Below are 18824 nucleotides of genomic sequence, written 5' to 3' on the forward strand. Positions count from 1 at the left end.
AAGAGCATAGAACATAGGGGTAAAATCAAAAGTCAGAAGTCAGAAGTCAGAAATCAATAGCCAATAGCCTGATAGTCTCTGCATCGCTGCGTTAAAAATATTCTAGAAAGCTTTTTTAGCCACGAATTGCACGAATTGCACGAAGGCTCTATTTTCGCCACAGATTACACAGATTATGTGGATGATGTTCCAATAAGCAATAGCCTGATCTCTGATCACTGACGTTATGTTCTATGCTCTTTGTTCTCTGTTCTTTTTGGCCATAGATTGCACAGATGTTGAGGATTGGGCTTTGAGCTTTCATCCTTCATCTCTCATGCTTCATAATTTTGCTATGTTCTCTGCTCTTTTTTGCTCTCCGTTCAATAGTTTTGCCAATAAATTTGGCTTCAAGGCTTGTTCAACGTGGTCGGCGAGTCGCTCGAAGGGATCGCTTGCTGGCTGCCCGGCTTGCGCTTGCCAGCCGAGGCTGCCTAACCATGCATAGCGAAAAGCACGGTTGGCAAAAATTCCATGCAAATAACAGCCCCAAATCTTACCATCAGCCCGCATACAGCCATCGGCGTGGTTGGCTCCAGCCACTTCAATCGTTAATGCTGGCTGATCGGCGAGGAGTTCGCTGCGACCTAAGTGAATTTCATAGCCTGTCAGCGGGCAATCCTTGGCCCATGGCAAGTGGCTGGTGGCCTGCACTTGGCGGGTTTGTTTTTCGGCGCTAAACACGGTTGTGATGGGCAATAAGCCTAAGCCTCCCATCGTGCCGCCGTTCCCCTCAAGCGCCTGTGGATCATCAATCTGCTGGCCGAGCAGCTGGTAGCCACCGCAAATGCCGACGATTGGCCCTTGAAATTGTTGAATTGGCTGATCGAAGCCCTGCTCGCTAAGCCATTGGCGAGCGGCAAGCGTGTGCTTGGTGCCAGGCAAAATTAACGCTTGGCAATCGGCTAATTCATGCGGCTGCTTGATATAGCGTACTGCCACGCCATGCTCCTGCGCCAACGGATCAAAATCGTCGAAGTTGGCAATTGCAGGTAGTTGAATGACCCCAATTGTTAATCCCGCCGTGGTAGCCATTTGCGCAGGCCGTTCTAAGGCCACCGCATCTTCTTCGGGCAGGCCAAGCTGCGGCAACCACGGCACAACGCCCAACACTGGCTTGTTACTGCGCTGTTCGAGTATTGCAATGCCATCGGTAAATAAAGCTGGATCGCCGCGAAACCGATTGACAATCAGTCCTGCGATTAATTGGCGTTCCGCTGGCTCAAGCAACATAAGCGTGCCCAGCATGGCCGCAAAAATCCCACCAACATCAATATCGCCAACCAACAAGGTTTGGGCTTGAGCATAGGTTGCGACCCGCATATTGGTGATGTCGTGGGCTTTGAGATTTAGTTCAACTGGGCTGCCAGCGCCTTCAGCAATCACCAAATCATATTCTTGGCGCAAACTATCGAGGCTGCTGCTAACAATATCCCAAAGCATTTGCTTGCGCTGCCAATAATCGATTGCATCAAGGGTGCGCCAAGGTCGGCCTTGCACAATAATTTGGCTGCGGCGCTGGCCTTCTGGCTTGATCAAAATCGGATTCATCTGCACGCTGGGCGCAAGCTTGGCTGCTGCTGCTTGAACGGCAATGCTGCGAGCAATTTCTTCGCCATTGGCTGTGACGGCAGCATTGTTGCTCATATTTTGGGCTTTAAAAGGCGCAACCCGAATACCACGGCGGGCGGCGATGCGACACAACGCACTAACCAAGGTACTTTTGCCAACCGATGAAGCGGTTCCAACAACCATCAAAACTGGGGCGAGCATAAGGTTCTCCAAGCTGCAAGCAAACGCTGATTTTGGTGTGGCTGGCGTGGGGCAATCCGAATGAAGCTGGGCAAGCCAAACGAGCTACAATCGCGCACCAAACAGGCGTGCTGCAATAACGCGCTGCGGGTTTGGGCAGCGTTCTGCACTTCCACCAAGAAAAATGGCAAGCAACTTGGCAAAACCCGCAGCCCGAGTTGGCCTAATTCAACCCGCAGTTGATCGCTCCATGTCCACCATTGGCCCAGATTTTGCGCGAGCCACGTTGGATTTGCCATAATTGCCAAGCCCGCTGCCTGCGCCAAACTATTAACGCTCCACTGTGGCTGCCAGTGCCGCAAGGCAGTGATGATGTTTGGCTCGGCCACGACATAGCCCAAGCGCAAGCCCGCCAAGGCATAGCTTTTGGTCAATGAGTAGAGGTAAATTGTGTAGTGGTTGGGGGCTGGGGACTGGGGGCTGGATAATGATTTCTCAACCCCAATCGCCGATTCCCAATCTCCAATCTCCGTTTCCCGATCCCCAATCCCCGATCCCCGATCCCCAACCACCAAATCGGCATAGGCCAAATCGAGCACCAAATAGCCCTGCACTGCGGCACAGGCTGCTTGGAGTCGCTCAATTGCTTGGGCTGGCAAATAGCTGCCAGTTGGATTATTGGGGTTGCACAGCCAAACCAAGCGTGGACGATATTGGGCAATTAATCGGCAGCAGGCTACAACATCAACCTGAAAGTCAGTTTCAGCGCTTGCTTGATAGCGAATGAGCTGAGCGCCGACCAAACTACTTGCATAGGCATATTCGCCAAAGGTTGGCTCGATCACCACAACATAATCGTTGGCTTGCAGCAACGCACGGGCAATTAAGTGAATTAACTCATTGCTGCCATTGCCAATCAGCAACTGTGCTGGCTCGCAAGCGTGATGGTTGGCAAGTGCTGCCCGCAACGCCAAACATTGGCGATCAGGATAATGGGCCAAATCAACGTTTGCGAGCGTTGCGCGAATAAAATTTGGCGTACCAAGCGGATTAACATTGCTGCTGAAATCGTAGATTTGGCTTGGCGCAAGCCCGTGTTGTTGCAATTCTGCATAATCGATTGCGCCATGAATTGGCTGTTGCATCATTTGGCCCACGCTGGCTGCAATTGGCGAATTTCGATTGGCATGCCTGCGACAACCAAATAAACCTCGTTGGCCGCCGCCGCAATTTGCTGGTTGGCACGGCCAATCAGGTCGCGATAGACGCGGCCCAAGGCATAGGCGGGCACAATGCCCATGCCAACTTCATTGGTCACAACAACTAAATGTAAATCGCGGGCTTGCTGAGCGGCTAACATTGCGGCAATTTCAGTTTGAATCACAGGTTCGGGCTGGGCTTCGTTGGCTAACAACAGGTTGCTCACCAATAAGGTCAGACAATCGAGCAAGACCACGCTGCCACTTGGCAGTTGGCCTAATGCTTGGCTGGCAGCAAGCGGCGCTTCGATAGTTTGCCAATGGCTAGGCCGTTGAGCTTGGTGTAGGCCAATCCGCTGCTGCATTTCGCTATCGCCAGCTTGGGCTGTAGCCAAATAATACACGTGGGCTGCGTGCTGGCTGGCATATTGCTCGGCGCGCCAACTTTTGCCGCTACGTGCGCCGCCAGTAAATAAAACTAAACGAGCCATGATCGTTCCTTAGGTTGTGGTTGAAGCATCACTAACGGCAGGCCATGGCTGGGATGTTCGATCAATTGAACTGGCACATCGTAGGCCGCCTCGATCAATTCGCTGCGCAACACGCTGTTTGGCGGGCCAACTGCTTGCAAACGGCCATGAGCCAAGAGTGCAATCCGGTCGGCGCAAAGGCTGGCTTGATTCAGATCGTGCAAGGTCAAAATCACACAGACCCCATCGCTATGCGCCAGCTCGCTGACCAATTGCATAATTTCAAGTTGATATTTTAAATCAAGATGGGCGGTTGGCTCATCGAGCAACAAGATGCTTGGTTGCTGGGCCAAGGCGCGAGCGATAATCACCCGCCGTTGTTCGCCGCCCGAAAGCTCGGCCAAGCTCTGGCGTCGATACTGGGCCAAATTAAAGCGCTCAAGTAATTGTTCAACGATTGCGCGATCGGCTTTGCTCATCGGCAAGAGCCAACCGCGATGCGGTGTGCGCCCAAGCAGCAGCATTTGCTCAACCGTCAGGTCGCTATTGAGGCCATGGTTTTGGGGTGCAAAGGCAATTTGTTGGGCTGCCAAGCGCTGCTTAATCTGCCACAATGGCTGATTATTCAGCCAAATTTTGCCCAGTTGCGGCTGTTGCAGCCGTGCCAAACAGCGTAATAACGTGCTTTTGCCAGCGCCATTTGGCCCAAGCAAGGCCAGCACTTCGCCTTGGGCAGCATCTAAATCAAGCTGGGCAAAAACCTCACGCGCCCCATAACGACAACTCAGTTGTTCAACCTTGATGATTGGGTTTGACATTGATTGCGGCTTTCTACGAATTTGATCCACGAAGCGCACGAAGGACACGAAGATTAATTTTTTGGCCACGAATTGCCCGAATTGCACGAATGATTCTTTTTTAGCCACAGATTGCACAGATTATGATGATTTGATTCCTACTCTCCCATAGCCTAGAGCCAATAGCCATCTTTCTCTGCGCCGCTGCGTTAAGAATTGATCCACGACGCGCGCGAAGGTTAAGTTTTGATCCACGAAGGACACGAAGAGACACGAATGATTATTTTTGGCCACAGATTGCCCAGATTGACCCAAATTATTATTCCTTTAGCCAATAGCCATATCTTTTCTGCGCCGCTGCGTTAAGCATTGATCCACGAAGCGTGCGAAAGACACGAAGATTAATTTTTTGGCCACAGATTGCCCAGATTATGTTGATTATTGGTCTATCTCTCGTGCTGCCTGATCCCTAAACTTCTGATTTTTGATTTTTGACTTCTGGTTTTCATCCTTCATCCTTCCCCACGTGAGCGCTTGAGCACATACAAAAAGAATGGGCCGCCGAGCATGGCCGTCAAGATGCCGACTGGTAATTCCAACGGCGCGGCGATGGTGCGGGCGGTTGTGTCGGCCAACACCAGCAGCATCGCCCCAATTAGGCCGCTTGCCGGAATCAAACGGGCGTGGTTGGCGCCAAACAGCAAGCGGGCAATGTGCGGCGCAATTAGGCCAATAAAGCCGATAATGCCGCCATTGGCGACGGTTGCGGCAGTGGTGATGCTGGCGGCGGCAATCACGGCGCTCCTACTGCGCCACAGCGATAAGCCTAAACTTTGGGCCACTTCATCGCCACAACTCAGGGCATCGATTCGACGCGCCATCAGCCATAGCCAAGCAATGCCAAGCATTACAAACGGCAAACTGCTGGCTACATTGTTCCAGCTGCGGCCTGATAACCCACCAAGCAACCAGGCAAAAACTTCGTACAACGGCTGTTCGTTCATTAATAACAATAATGACACGGTTGCTGAAAGCATCGTGCTGAGCGCTGCTCCTGCTAAGAGCAAGGCAGTGCGCGGGGCTTGGCCGCCAACTTCGGCAATGCTATACACCACCGCAACCGCCAGCAATGCGCCGATAAAGGCACACAGCGCAATCGCATTAAAACCCAACCATTGCCATTGCACTTGCAAGACAATCGCTAAGGTTGCGCCCAAGGCCGCGCCTCCAGAGGCACCAATCGAGAACGGATCGGCGAGCGGATTTTGAAACAGCCCTTGGAAGGCCGCCCCAGCACTGGCCAACCCAGCGCCGATCAGGGCTGCCAGCAGCATGCGTGCCAGCCGAAAATCCCACACGATCGTCACGGCGGTGCTGTTGGTGCTGGCATGATTGGGTTGAACAATCGCTTGCAGCACCGTACTAGGGCTGAATTTTACTGCCCCAATGCCAAGGCTCACAACCATCATTAATAACAAAAGGCCAAGCATGCCGCCAAAGGCCAGCAGATCGCGCCAATAGGGCTTGGAGAATAAGCGTGCCAAAACCAACCCTTCAAAACTGAATTAAGCAGAGCCATCGCTGACTCTGCTGTGGTAACCAGCATTGCGAAAGAGGCGTTATTTGAACAATTCTGGATACAAGGCTTGGCTGATCGCTTCTAAGGCAGAGGCCAAACGTGGGCCTGGGCGCGAAAGAATATCACCATTCAACATAAAGACCTTGCCATCCCTGACAGCTTTGATTTCGCTCCAACCTGGGCGTTGGGCAAGCAGCTCAGCAGTGAATTTATCGCCGCGTGAGTCAGGCCCAATAATGACCGCTGGTTGGCGATTCAGCACTTCTTCGGCGCTAATTTCTGGATACTCTTCGCTGAGTTCAGCAAAAATATTGCTCCCGCCTGCAAGCTCAATCAGCTGGCCAATGAAGGTTTGCGGGCCAGCAGTCATCAACGGCTCATCGTACACTTCGTAGAACACGCTCAATTTATCGGTTGCGGCAAGCGTGCTGGTTTTCGTAGTTACTGCTTCAATTCGTGCTTGCATAGCAGCCACAACTTGAGCTGCTTCAGTAGGATGATTGGTTGCTTTACCAATCAGATTAATGTTTTCGTAGACTGCCTCAATGGTCTCAGCTTTAATTGCAATCACCGGAATATTGGCTTGGGCAAGGGCATCGATCACTGTTTGTTGGCTTTCGTCGCCCGAAAATACCACATCGGGCTTGAGCGCTACAATCGTTTCGAGGCTGATCGATTTGGCCGAAAAGCCGCCAATTTGATCGATGCTTTTGGCTGCTTCGGGATAGTTGCAATACTTTGTCACGCCAACCAAAGCATCACCCGCGCCAACCGCAAACAGGATTTCGGTGTTCGATGGCGCTAACGAGATGATGCGGCTGGGCGCTGCTTGCAAGGTCACTTCACGGCCAAGGCTATCCTTGATCGTCAAGGGATAGCTGACGCTGCTAGTGCTGCTGACCACAGCGGTTGGGCTGATCGTTGTAGTTGGAGTTAATGCGGCGGTTACGCTGACTGCCGTGGTGGTGGTTGGCGCTACGGCGGCACTAGCGGTTGTTGCAGTTGCTGGCACAGTTGTCGCTGGAATTTGGGTAAGGCTACTTTCGGCAGTGCCACAGGCCACAAGGCTGCTCAACAACAAGAAAACGCTCAAAAATCGGCTAAATCGAACCTTGGTCATTTGAACCTCATTTTTATAAAGGATGAAGTATGAGGGATGAAGGATGAAATTATTACTTCTGCTCCTTCGTGCCCTTCGCGATCTTCGCGGTTATAGCTTTAATCACTAATTCTTAGTTTCAGCTCCCCAGTCCCTATGCTCTCTGTTCTCTGTTCTTTCATACTCCCAACAACTAAGCCTGCCACAACCAGATAGATTACGCGGCGGGCTAGCTGGCGAGCAGTTTGCATCAGGGCTGGGTCGGGCTGGGTTGGGCCGTCGCCAAGCACATAATGCCCAATTTTGATCAGCTGGGTATCCAATGCCCCAGCCATGGCCGCCATTGGCCAACCAGCGTTTGGCGAAGCAGTTTTGCCATGATCGCGCCAAGCCACTTGCCATGTTTGTTGGCGTTGACCATGGGTAACCAACCAAAGCAGGCCTGCCGTCAAGCGCGCCGGAATCAGATTCAGTGCATCATCGCAACGGGCGGCAACTTTGCCGAGATATTCAAAGCGCTGATTGCGATAGCCCCACATCGCATCGAAGGTATTGCTCATGCGATAGGCCGCCAAGCCCGGCAAGCCTGCTGCCAAATACCAAAACAAGGGCGCAATCACGCTATCTGAGAGATTTTCGGCCAGCGATTCAATTGCAGCGGCGGCAACCTCGCTTGAGCTTAGCTCCGCCGTATCGCGACTGACCAAATGCCAGCTTAATAAGCGCCGCGCTTCAGCCAAATCATCGGCTACCAATGCGGTTTGCACCTCGCCAACTGCCTGATCGAGCGCTCGATAGGCCAACAAACTTTGGGCAACCAAAGCTTGAGCCAATGGATGTTTGGGAATTCGGGCAGCCAAGCCTGCGCTCAAGCCCAAGCCCGCGCCGAGCCAGATTGCACCCCAAGCCAAACGCGCCGCATTGTTGTTTGGCGCGAAACGCTCACCCTGCTTGATCCATTTGCCCATCCAGACCACGGGATGGATGTGGTTGGGCAACTCTGGTAGCAGCGCATCGCAAGCCAAGGCGATTAAAGCACTTAATGCCCGTTTAGCCATTGTTTGCTCGCTGGGCGAAAATAAACAGGCCATTGCTGCCATCGCCATACGCTCGATTTTGGTCTAAGCGATGCCACGCGCTGACCAAACGCAAGCCAGCATTGCCAAGCAAGCGCTGCAATTCAGGCAAATAATAATGGCGACGGGTCAATTCGTAGCTCGTGCGCTGGCCTGCATTCAGCATCGTCAAACGATCGGTGCAGGTCATGGCGCTGCGATTAGGAATCACTTCGTATAACTCCAAGCCTTGTTCAGTTTCAGCCCAGCGTTGGCTAGCTTCAGGCAGCGCAAACGGCCAATCGTTGATGCCGAAAATCAGCCAGCCGTTTGGTTGCAGCAAATTGGCTAAATGCTGCAAGCTTTGGGCATCGGCGGCCTCGCTGGGGTAGCCACAACAGCTACGGTCGTACAACGAAAAAATCGCATCAAACGGCTGATCGTTAATTTCGATAAAATCTTGTTGGCGAAATTGGCAGGTTTGGCCGCGTTGCAGAGCAAAGGCTTGGGCCGCTTGCAGCAATTCTGGCGCAATGTCGATGCTCACAACATGCTCAAAGCCCCGTTCTGCCAAGGCCACGCTATGCCGACCCCAGCCGCAACCAATTTCCAAAATGCTGGCGTTTGGCTCAAGCCCAATTTGGCCGAGCACAAAATCGAGATCGTACTGGGCGGCAGCATAATCTGCTTGTTGACGTTCGGAGCTGAGCGTGGCAAATTGGCGCGGCGCAAAATAGCGATACCAATCGTTGTTGTTCATAGCTGACCTCGTTGTTGTAAATTGCTCAAACCCAACGATTGGGCAGCTTTGAGCAGATCGATATCGTGTTGTTCAGGGTCGTGCCATAAATCGCGATCGATCGCTTCGAGCAGGCGTTCAGCAATCGCTTGCCAAGCCCAAGGGTTGCTATCGGCAAAAAATTGCTGCATCTCCTCATCGCGCAAATAGTGCTCAGCAATCGAGTGATACATCCAATCATCAACAACTTGGGCGGTAGCATCGTAACCAAAGAGATAATCGACGGTGGCGGCTAGCTCCAACGCGCCTTTGTAGCCATGGCGGCGCATGCTTTCGATCCATTTGGGATTGACCACCCGACTGCGAAATACCCGCCGCGCTTCTTCGCGCAGATCGCGGGTTTGCGGGCGTTGCGGGTTGCTTGAATCGCCAAAGTAGCGGCGTGGGTTGCGTCCAGTCAAAGCGCGAATCGTAGCGATCATGCCGCCGTGATATTGCATGTAGTCGTCGCTATCAAAAATATCGTGTTCGCGATTATCTTGGTTTTTGGTAGCAATTTGAACTTCACTCAAGGCTGTGCCAAAGGCATTGGCGGCCTCAATCCCATATTCATCGCTGGTGTAGGCATAGCCGCCCCAAGCGATGTAGGCTCGGGCAAAATCTGCGTCATCTTGCCAATTTTGGCTATCAATCAAAGGCAAAATGCCTGCGCCATAACTACCTGGCTTGCAGCCCCAAACCCGATAACGCGCTTGTTGTTGGGCAATTTCAGGCGCTAGCCCAATTTTGATCAGCTGTTCGGTGGCGGCAAAGGCTTGTTGCCGAGCAAAATTTTGATCAAGTGGTTCGTCAAGTTCAATCACGGTTTGGGCAGCTTGATCCAGCAAACTAACCAAATGCGGGAAGGCATCGCGAAAGAAGCCGCTAATTCGACACACCACATTAATCCGTGGGCGGCCAAGTTCGGCCAACGGAATCACTGCAACGCCCGTGATGCGGCGATTTTCTGCCTGCCAGACTGGCCGCACGCCCAACAAGGCCAGCACTTGAGCAATATCATCGCCATACGTGCGCATCGCGCTAGTGCCCCAAATGCTGATGCCAACGCTGCGTGGGTAGCTACCCTCTTCACGTTGATAGCGCCGAATCAGATCATCGGCCAAGTGTTGGCCAACTTGCCACGCCGCCGCGCTGGGCAACGAGCGCGGATCAACCGCATAAAAATTACGGCCCGTCGGCAATACATGGGCCATTCCGCGCGTTGGTGCGCCGCTTGGCCCTGCTGGAATGTAGCCGCCATTTAATGCATGCAGCAAACTGGCAATTTCGGCGCGCGCACTTTCGTGCAAATTGGGAATTAATTGGGTGGCGATAAATTCCAATGGCGCGACCAGCGTTTGATCCCACGCTGATGCACTTGGCAACAAGCTCGTTTGCAAGACGGCTAGAATGGCATCAATCTGCCAGTTTTGGTGTTCTAAATTTTGCAAGATTGTTTTGCAATGCTGTTCGAGCCATGCCGCCACATCGCCGTTGCTGTAGAGGGTTTGTTCGCCTAATTGCAACGGCTGAGCTAAGCGTTCGCCCAAATTGGCTTGCAAAGTATTCCAATCCAAGCCATAGAGCTTGCCAACCGCCACGGGTAAACTTGGCACCTCAAGATTGGGCAATTTGGTCAGGTGAAAGAGCAATTCTGGCAGTTGGTCGCCCTCGGCCAGAGTGCCTAAAATATGCAAGCCATCGCGAATTTGTGCTCCGGTCAGCTCGCACAAATAGCCTTCAATATCTTCGAGCAAGTGAGCAACTTGGCGACCTTCCATCTCTGCAAAGGCGGTTGGTGTGCCATCGTCAAGGAACGAGCCATCCCAATCGTGGGTGTGGTCGCCGTGATTGGCCTTGAGAATAAATTGCAAATCATCACTAAGATTGCTAGTTTGCAGCAGGTTCCAAATTTGGCGCTGCAACAAGGGCAATTTATTGGGGTCGAGTTGCTCAACTTGATAATATTCATTGACCAACTGCGCCAATTCGGCCAACTGGCCATAGGCTCCCGCGCTGGTCATCGGTGGAGTCATATGGTCGATAATTACGGCGTGGCTGCGGCGTTTGGCCTGATTGCCCTCGCCTGGATCGTTGATAATAAACGGATAAATCACTGGCAAATCAGCAATTAATGCATCGGGGAAGCACTCGCGACTAAGGCCAACGCTCTTGCCCGGTAGCCATTCGAGCGTGCCGTGTTTGCCCATATGCACCAAGGCATCGGCCTGCCAACCATCGCGCAGCCAGCGGTAGAGCGCATAATAGCTGTGCGGCGGCGGCAAATCGGGCATGTGGTAAATTGCGTTGGGGTCCATGCCATAGCCACGCGGCGGCTGCAAAGCCACAAACACATTGCCAAACTCTAAGCCCGCCAAAGCTAAACCATGCTCGCTCAAATAGGCTGTGCCTGGCGCTTCGCCCCATTGTTTGATCATGCTGGCTTGTAAATTGGCGGGCAATTCTGCAAACCATTGTTGATATTGATCGACTGGCACATGCACCGCTTGATTTAATTGCTGCTCGGTCAGCCAAGTTTCATCATACGAACAGCGATCGATCAAATCAAGCAACAATTGGTCGCTGCTTGCTGGCAAATTGCCAACCTGATAGCCCTCTGCTTGCATGGCGTGGAGCAAGGTCAATAATGAGGCTGGGGCATCCAAGCCAACCGCGTTGCCAACTCGCGAGGCCTTGGCGCTGCTGTTGGTAAACACAAAAGCGATCCGTTTTTCGGCATTTGGTTTGTGGCGCAAATTGACTAAGCGCCGCGTAATCCCCACCACCCGCTCAACCCGTTCGTGATCTGGCACGTAGCGCACAATACCAGAATTGGGGTCTTGCTCCTTGAACGAGATTGGCACGGTGATAATCCGGCCATCAAATTCAGGAATCGCCACATTAATTGCCGTATCCAACGAGCTTAATCCACGGCCTGCTCGTTGCCATTGCTCACGCGAGCGGCCACTAGCAATCGCTTGGATAATTGGCACATTCAGCTGTTGCAGCATATCGATTTCCCAGCCTGCGAGGGTTGGGCCTTCGGTATTGACATTGCCCAAAGCAAACGACAAACTGCAAATCAAGGCATCGATCGGCCCTTCAGCTTGCAAACACTCTAAGGCAGCGGGCAGATTGTTGGTTCCGCCTTCCTTGAGCGAGTGGCTATAAACCGCCCGTGGTTGCATGCCCTGGGCATCGATTGCCTGACAAATTGCATCAACAAACTCGGTATTGCCGCTGAGCATATGCGCTCGATAGAACAGCACGCCCACAGTTGGCTTGGTGGGCTGAACACTGGTGTGGCATTGCGAGCCAGTGCAGCCTTCGCAGCGATTGAGCGCTGGCGTGTAGCTGCCATGACGTGGTAACTCTCGCGGCGCGTCGTAGCCCCAACCTGTCAGCAATAAGTGGTCGCTCAAGCAAGCCAAAGCATTGACCACATTGTCCAAGCCGCCTTGCATAAAATAGCTGCTGATCAGGTGCGCCAGCGGCACGCCAACATTTGAAAGTGCCATCAACTCTGGGTCAAGCGCCTCGAACCCAGGCAAATACAGCACAAAACCATTGGTTTGTTGTGTCCATTGTTGCAAGCGCTCGATGCCATGCTCAAAGCCACGGCTCCCAGAAATTAAGCGCACAACCACAATTTCTGCCTGTGGTAACAACCGATCAAGCAAACTATCAAGCGCGTTTTGATCTTCGGCCTCGCCCACGTTGGCGGTTTGGAGGCTAGTAAAATCGCTTGGCAATTGGCGACGTGCCTGCTCAATCAGCAGAATATCGGTATCAGCTTGAGTCAAAAATACGATGCCATTGCCAAGGCTGGGCTGGCTGGCTGGCAAGGCTGGCACTTGGCTGATTGCGGCTGGTGCTTGGCCATCCCATTTGAAGCCATTAAAAACATGCGGCTTGAGCTTGGCTGGCGCAGGCAGTACTTGATCGGCCTGAATCATGGCTTCGATGTAGTCGTAGAGCGCCACAACCAACTCTGGCTGGTTAAGCGAATGAAACCAAATCGGCTGGCCATCGAACATCAACATTGCCACGTTGGCCAATGGGCATGGCCCCAAACAGCCACCCATATTCAGGTGCACAAGGTTACGTAGTTTGCGGCTTTCCCATTCGTGCTGATGAATTTCGGGCCAAACCGGGGCAAAGCCACGTTCGGTAATCCCGCAGCAGCAGCCATGAGCGCAGATAAACAACATGCCGCGTTTATAGCCAGCGTTGACCATGCGCCCATCGATGCGCTCGACCATATTGCGTTGCAAACGTTCAGTCATTAGAAGTCAATCCCGATCTGGGCACGAATGCCTTGGGTTGTAAACGGATGTTTGATCTCGCGCATCTCGGTCACGAGGTCGGCGTGCTCAATCAGGGCGGCTGGGGCATCGCGGCCCGTAATAATCACATGCAGCAATTCGGGCTTGTTGGCCGCCAACCAAGCCACAACCTCGTTGACATCAAGCCAACCAAAGGCCAACACATAGGTAAATTCATCGAGAATGACGATCTGATATTGATTCGAGCTAATCGCAGTTTTGGCCAGTTCCCAGCCATGCAAGGCTTTGGCTTTGGTCGTATCAAGATCTTTCGATGTCCAAGTAAAGCCATCGCCAGTGCCACCAAACTCAATCTCCATCTTGGCGGCTGCCCGCGATTCGCCAAACTTGGCATTTTCGTGTTTGAGAAATTGAATCACGCGCACCTTGAGATCGCGACCCCACGCGCGGGTCATCACGCCCAAAGCAGCCGAGGTTTTGCCCTTGCCATTGCCTGTATTGACAATCACCAAGCCTTTTTTGCCCTTGCGCAATTTGCGCACTTGCTCGCGATAGCGCTGTTTTTCCTCGGTCGAATGCAGTTGGGTGCCAGCAACAACGATTGGCTCCAATTGCTCAACTGCATCATCGTGTTGCAATTCAATTGGATTAAATTCTTGATCGCCACGCACTGCCGGAGCGTATTTTGGCTCTTGGCCCGCTGGATACAGCCGATGAAATATCGCTGCTTCAACTGGCTCGCCATTGATCAGATGCTCTTGAACGATTTGTTCAACTAATTCTTCATCAAGCTGGTGATACCAAATGCCTTCGGGATAGACCACCGCAATCGGGCCGCGCTGGCAGACGCCCAAACAGCTGACGGTCGAGCATTTAACCCGTTCAGGATTGCGCAATTTGCGCCGATCGCCGAGTTGTTCAAGCGTGTGTTGGGCCAACGCCGCGCCATCAGCATCGCCGTTGCATTGATCACCAGTGCAAATAAATAAATGGCGGCCATAGGCACGCATTGTCAGTGGGGAATCGCTCATGCTGGCTCCGTTGGACGACACACCAGCATGCAAACAGCCAAGAAAAAACCTCTTCGGCTCATGCCAAAGAGGAAAAGAGGCGCTAAACCCAGCAGGGTCTAGCAACTCCTTCCCTGATCCGCGAGGGAAATGTTGGAGTGTCGATGAGTTCGTGGCGGGTTATCGGGCTTGAAGCAAAGCTTCCTACCGTTGCGGGACAGCGCCAGACTTAGACTGGCTTCCCCCATTGCGCGTGTGTCATCCGGGACAGCAACGCACCACAAACAAACTTGTAAATTGCAGTCGTGATTATACGGGCAACCCCTAGTTAAAGTCAAAAGGCCAATGAAAGGATGAAGGATGAAGGATGAGGGATGAAAGGCCAAGTCAGAAGTCAGAAGGCAGAAATCAAAAGTCAAAATGCAGCGGCACAGAGAACTTTGGCTATGGGCTGTTGGCTTTGGGCTAGCAAGAAGATAATCATAAAAATCTGTGGAATCTGTGGCTAAAAACGTTCTTCGTGTGCTTCGTGGATCAATTGCTTAACGCAGAGGAGCAGAGAAAAAGAAAGTATGCGGGATGAAAGCAAAAGTCAAAAGTCAAAAGTCAGAAAGCAAAAATATTTAATGCAGCGGCGCAGAGCGATGAAAGGATGAAGGATGAAAATGTTAACCGCGAAGAGCGCGAAGGACACGAAGTTACATTGGATGAATGTCTGAATTGCGTTCAAATCCTATAGAATTCAGAACCCAGCATTCGTGCGCTTCGTGTCCTTCGTGGTTACAAATAACTAATCGACTGACCCCTCGTTCTCAATCGACTAAAAAGCGTTCGATGACTTGATTGCCGACCATGCGCCCGCGCGGCGTAAAGCGAATGGCATTTGCAGTTTGTTCGAGCATGCCTTGTTCAACTAATTTATCAATTACTGGTTGATACTGCTCAAGCAAATCGTGGCCGGTGCGTTGCTGAAAATGGGCAAAGCCTAAGCCACAATTGAGCCGCAAGCCCATCATAATCGTTTCAAAATTACGGTCGGTTGGCTCGCTTGCTTGGGCATCAACCAATGGTGCTTGGCCGCGTTCAACCTGCTGAGCGAATGGTTCCAACACCCGTTGATCAACCCAGCGCCAGCCGCGCCAATGGCTATGTGCGCCAGCGCCAACGCCCAAGTAATCGGCATTGAGCCAATAGGCGACGTTGTGGCGCGAAGCATAGGCTGGCAAGCGTTCGCTGGGGTTGAAATGTGGGCTTTTGGTTTTGGCCCAATTAGAAATCTCATAATGGCCATAGCCTGCTGCACCCAAAATCTCCATCGCTACCTCATACATCTCGCCAGTTGCATCATCGTTGGGGATGCTCACGCGGCCAGCGGTCACTTGCGCTGCCAGTGGCGTGCTTGGCTCGACAATCAGCGAATAGAGGGCAAAATGTTCGGTATCCCAGCTGACAATTTCTTTGAGCATCGAGCGCCATTGGGCAATATCTTGGCCCGGCAAGCCAAACATAAAATCAAGATTGATATTGTCAAAGCCAACTTTTCGTGCTGCCTGATACGAAGTAAAGGCCTCGCTTGCAGTATGAATCCGGCCCAATACCCGTAAAGTTGGGTCATGCAGGGTTTGGACGCCCATGCTTAGGCGATTGATGCCCATTGAACGCATAGCCCGCAAATACTCATGATCAAGCACCGTGCCTGGGTTGGCCTCACTGGTCACTTCTGCTTGCGCAAGCGGAATAATTCGCCCAACGGTTTGCATCAGTTGTTCAAGCAAGGGCAAGGGGAGTGCGGTTGGCGTGCCGCCACCCAAAAAGACGGTGGCTGGTAAATCGGCCTGCTGCAACGGCCCTGTGAGATCCTGCAGCTCATAGCTGGCCCACGGAATTGTTTGGGTTGCTGTTTTTGGCCAACTTGGGTCAACGCTCGTTTCGCCGCTGGCCATGCGTTCGAGATGCAAGCACAGCGCATCAACATAACGCTGCATAAAATCTTCGCGGTTGGCAAAGGTATTGAAATCGCAATAGGCACAACGGGTTTGGCAAAATGGGATATGAATGTAGAGATGTTTTAAATCGTGTGTTGTCATGGCACTATTGTAGTGCGATTTGAGCCTTTGCGCCATGAAGCAGCAGTTTGATCCACGAAGTGCACGAAGCTTGAAACCGCGAAGAGCACGAAGAGCACGAAGGGGAATGAGGCTATTGGCTATAGGCGTTGAGCTATCGGAACAATTGTTGCCATTTCAACAAATCTCCCATAGCCAAAAGCCATCAGCCTATAGCCCAATCCCTATGTTCTATGTTCTTTGCTCTATGTTCTCCTGCGTTCTATTTACTGCTACAATGGGGCCGATGCGCGAGCTAGCTATGGTGCGCGAGGTTTATGGTGCGGCGCTTAATTAAACGTAGCTTAGTTGCCCGCTTAGTGGCAATGTTTTGTTTGGTAGCTACACTCGCTGTAAGTCTCTTAGGCTTGACGGCCTATTGGCTTGGCCGCCGCGTTATCGAGCAATCGGTAATTGAACGGCTGAGCATTGCCACCTCGCTCAAAGAACAAGAAATCGAGCGCTGGGTCGACGATCAGCGCAAAGAGGTGCAGTTGTTGGCGGGCTTGCCTTTGGTGCGCAGCAACGCAAGCATGCTTGCCAACGCCAAGCTGGTCAGCCCCGAAGCCAATAGCGCCTACGATACGCTTTCGACCTACCTGCGCTCAGTGGTGAAAAATCAAACCAAATTCGACGAGATTTTTGTGCTCAATCAAGTTGGGCGAGTCATTTTCTCAACTGATCCGCTCCACGAAGGTACGATTATTACTGGCCTTCAATATACCAGTGTCGCCCAATTTGGCTTATACATTGAAAATATCTACCCCAACGATGCAGATATTCCCACGATGACGATTGCTAGCCCGCTCTTTGACCGCGATAACAATGTCTATGCAATTTTGGCTGCGAACGTGAATTTATCGCGGCTTGATGATATTTTAGTTCAACGGGTTGGCTTAGGCCGTAGCAGCGAAACCTATTTGGTCGATAGCAAGCAACGCTTTGTTTCAAGTAAACGCTTTGGCCGACCTGGCATGCCAATCGTCGTCGATTCATATGGCATTCAGCAGGCGCTGGCGCGCCAAAATGGCGTTGCCAAATATCAAAACTACGCTGGCGAAGCAGTGGTTGGGGTCTACCATTGGCTCGAAGGCCGCGATCTGATTTTGTTGAGCGAAGTTACTCAAGCTGAGGCCTTTGCTCCTGCCCGCGAACTCAGTATTGTAATTGTTACAATTGGCCTGGTTTTAGAGGGCTTGGCGCTGTTGGCGGTGTTTGCCTTGATGCGGCAGGTCGTTGTGCCTGTGGCCCAATTAACCGAAGCTGCGGTTCAAGTTGCCGAAGGTAATTTGCAACAAGCAGATTTGCCCGCGCGTGATGATGAATTGGGCTTGTTAATTCGCAGTTTTACTCGGATGACCAAGCAGCTGCGTGCTAACCGTGAGCAACTCGAAGACCAAGTTGCGTTGCGCACCAACGAATTGCGCCTAGCCTATCAACAATTGGTGCAACTCACTGATCAACTCCAAGAGAAGAATGATTATTTGCAGCAAGGGCTTAAACTCGCCCACGATATTCAAATTGGCTTGCTCTCGCAGCGTCCGCCGTGGAACCCCGATATTTTGCGTGCTAATGCCTATTCGTTGCCATCAGCAGAAGTTGGCGGTGATTTCTATAGCTTTGTCGATCTTGGCAATGGTCGGGTTGGCATGGCGATTGGCGATATTTCGGGCAAGGGTGTTGGTGCAGCCTTGATGATGGCGCTGGTTTCAAGCACCTTGGAAGAACGCGCTCGCGAAGGCAGTTCACCAGCTGTTTTGCTGCAAACCCTCAACACATTGTTGATCGAACGGCTCAAAGCTAATCGCATGAATGCTGCGGTGCTATATGCGGTTTATGATCAAGCCAATGCACGCTTGGAGATTGCCAATGCTGGCATGGTTATGCCTTACTTACTCCGCGCTGGGTTGCTTGAGGAAATTGAGGTTGTTGGCTTGCCCATTGGCTCGCGCCCCGATGTTCGTTATCACGAAATAAGCATTCAGCTCAAACCTGATGATCATGTGGTTTTTGTGAGCGATGGCGTGGTCGAAGCCCGCAACCCCACTAACCAAATGCTCGGCTTCGAGTTGCTCACAACGATGTTGGCTGGCTATCGCCACTGGCCAGCTATCGAGCCATATCACGAGCATTTATTCAAACAAATTAGCAATTTTATGGCTGAACGCACGCCCGTCGATGATATTACAATTTTGTGGCTGCAAAGGTAGGGATTGGGGATCGGTTGTTGGGGGGCAGAGATCAGGAGTTTGCTGATCGAAACCGCGAAGCACGCGAAGATCGCGAAGATTGATCCACGAAGCGCACAAAGGACACGAAGGTTAAGTTTTTTGGCTTAGATTCATAGTCCCAAAAGCCCATAGCCCGTAGCCATGTATCCTCTGCGTTAACCATCATGCTCCACGTCGATTGAAACCACAAAGAATGCAAAGGTGGGAAATTTCTCAAACACATAACAATCCACAACATAAACATTAGGGGGTGCTGGGGGATGAAAACCCCCGGCGTTTCCCTCCGGTGGAGGGACGGAAGGGTGGCGAAACGCTGATTGGGGATCGGTTGTTGGGGGTCAGAGATCAGGAGTTTGCTGATCGAAACCACGAAGATCGCGAAGATCGCGAAGGTCGATCCACGAAGAGCACGAAGAACGTTTTT

General features: G+C 52.1%; 12 protein-coding genes and 1 riboswitch. Of the genes, 1 reads left to right on the forward strand and 11 read right to left on the reverse strand.

The genetic code is table 11. From position 1 onward, the window contains the following. Positions 1-321: 321 nt before the first annotated feature. The 11 genes from SE18_RS06120 to hemW form a co-directional block, all read right to left on the reverse strand. Positions 322-1812 (reverse strand): cobyric acid synthase, encoded by a 1491-nt coding sequence (locus SE18_RS06120; RefSeq protein WP_054533549.1) that lies wholly within the window; start codon positions 1810-1812, stop codon positions 322-324. After that, the gene (locus SE18_RS06125; RefSeq protein WP_152976561.1) at positions 1794-2939 is read right to left on the reverse strand and encodes a pyridoxal phosphate-dependent aminotransferase; all 1146 of its coding nucleotides are present in this window, start codon (positions 2937-2939) and stop codon (positions 1794-1796) included. The genes SE18_RS06120 and SE18_RS06125 overlap by 19 nt, the downstream gene beginning before the upstream one ends. Beyond that, a complete protein-coding gene (gene cobU / locus SE18_RS06130) occupies positions 2936-3481 on the reverse strand; it encodes a bifunctional adenosylcobinamide kinase/adenosylcobinamide-phosphate guanylyltransferase (RefSeq protein ID WP_054533551.1) in 546 nt (181 codons plus the stop codon). The genes SE18_RS06125 and cobU overlap by 4 nt, the downstream gene beginning before the upstream one ends. Further along, positions 3469-4278, reverse strand: coding sequence for an ABC transporter ATP-binding protein (locus tag SE18_RS06135; RefSeq protein WP_054533552.1), 810 nt, complete (start codon positions 4276-4278; stop codon positions 3469-3471). Before SE18_RS06135 ends, cobU begins: the two co-directional genes overlap by 13 nt. Before the next feature lie 491 nt (positions 4279-4769). Next, positions 4770-5801, reverse strand: a complete 1032-nt coding sequence (locus SE18_RS06140) for a FecCD family ABC transporter permease (protein ID WP_054533553.1) — start codon at positions 5799-5801, stop codon at positions 4770-4772. Positions 5802-5876: 75 nt separating this feature from the next. Continuing rightward, the gene (locus SE18_RS06145) at positions 5877-6956 is read right to left on the reverse strand and encodes an ABC transporter substrate-binding protein (RefSeq protein WP_054533554.1); all 1080 of its coding nucleotides are present in this window, start codon (positions 6954-6956) and stop codon (positions 5877-5879) included. Between the two features lie 98 nt (positions 6957-7054). Further along, a complete protein-coding gene (gene cbiB, locus SE18_RS06150) occupies positions 7055-8026 on the reverse strand; it encodes an adenosylcobinamide-phosphate synthase CbiB (RefSeq protein WP_236706809.1) in 972 nt (323 codons plus the stop codon). Further along, on the reverse strand, positions 7986-8750 hold the full coding sequence (locus SE18_RS06155) for a class I SAM-dependent methyltransferase (RefSeq protein ID WP_054533555.1): 765 nt from the start codon (positions 8748-8750) through the stop codon (positions 7986-7988). Before SE18_RS06155 ends, cbiB begins: the two co-directional genes overlap by 41 nt. Then, positions 8747-13054, reverse strand: a complete 4308-nt coding sequence (locus SE18_RS06160) for a cobaltochelatase subunit CobN (protein ID WP_054533556.1) — start codon at positions 13052-13054, stop codon at positions 8747-8749. Before SE18_RS06160 ends, SE18_RS06155 begins: the two co-directional genes overlap by 4 nt. Beyond that, positions 13054-14085: a cob(I)yrinic acid a,c-diamide adenosyltransferase gene (cobO, locus tag SE18_RS27790; protein WP_236706811.1), complete on the reverse strand. Its 1032-nt coding sequence runs from the start codon at positions 14083-14085 to the stop codon at positions 13054-13056. The genes SE18_RS06160 and cobO overlap by 1 nt, the downstream gene beginning before the upstream one ends. Before the next feature lie 136 nt (positions 14086-14221). Next, positions 14222-14362: riboswitch (cobalamin riboswitch) on the reverse strand. A 514-nt stretch (positions 14363-14876) separates the two neighbouring features. Then, positions 14877-16151, reverse strand: coding sequence for a radical SAM family heme chaperone HemW (gene hemW / locus SE18_RS06170; protein WP_054533587.1), 1275 nt, complete (start codon positions 16149-16151; stop codon positions 14877-14879). Between the two features lie 296 nt (positions 16152-16447). On the opposite strand from hemW, the gene SE18_RS06175 reads away from it, so the two are divergent. Further along, on the forward strand, positions 16448-18379 hold the full coding sequence (locus tag SE18_RS06175) for a SpoIIE family protein phosphatase (protein ID WP_054533557.1): 1932 nt from the start codon (positions 16448-16450) through the stop codon (positions 18377-18379). Positions 18380-18824: the final 445 nt, after the last annotated feature.

Origin of the sequence: Herpetosiphon geysericola, from assembly GCF_001306135.1 — a bacterium.
Taxonomy (GTDB): Bacteria; Chloroflexota; Chloroflexia; order Chloroflexales; family Herpetosiphonaceae; genus Herpetosiphon; species Herpetosiphon geysericola.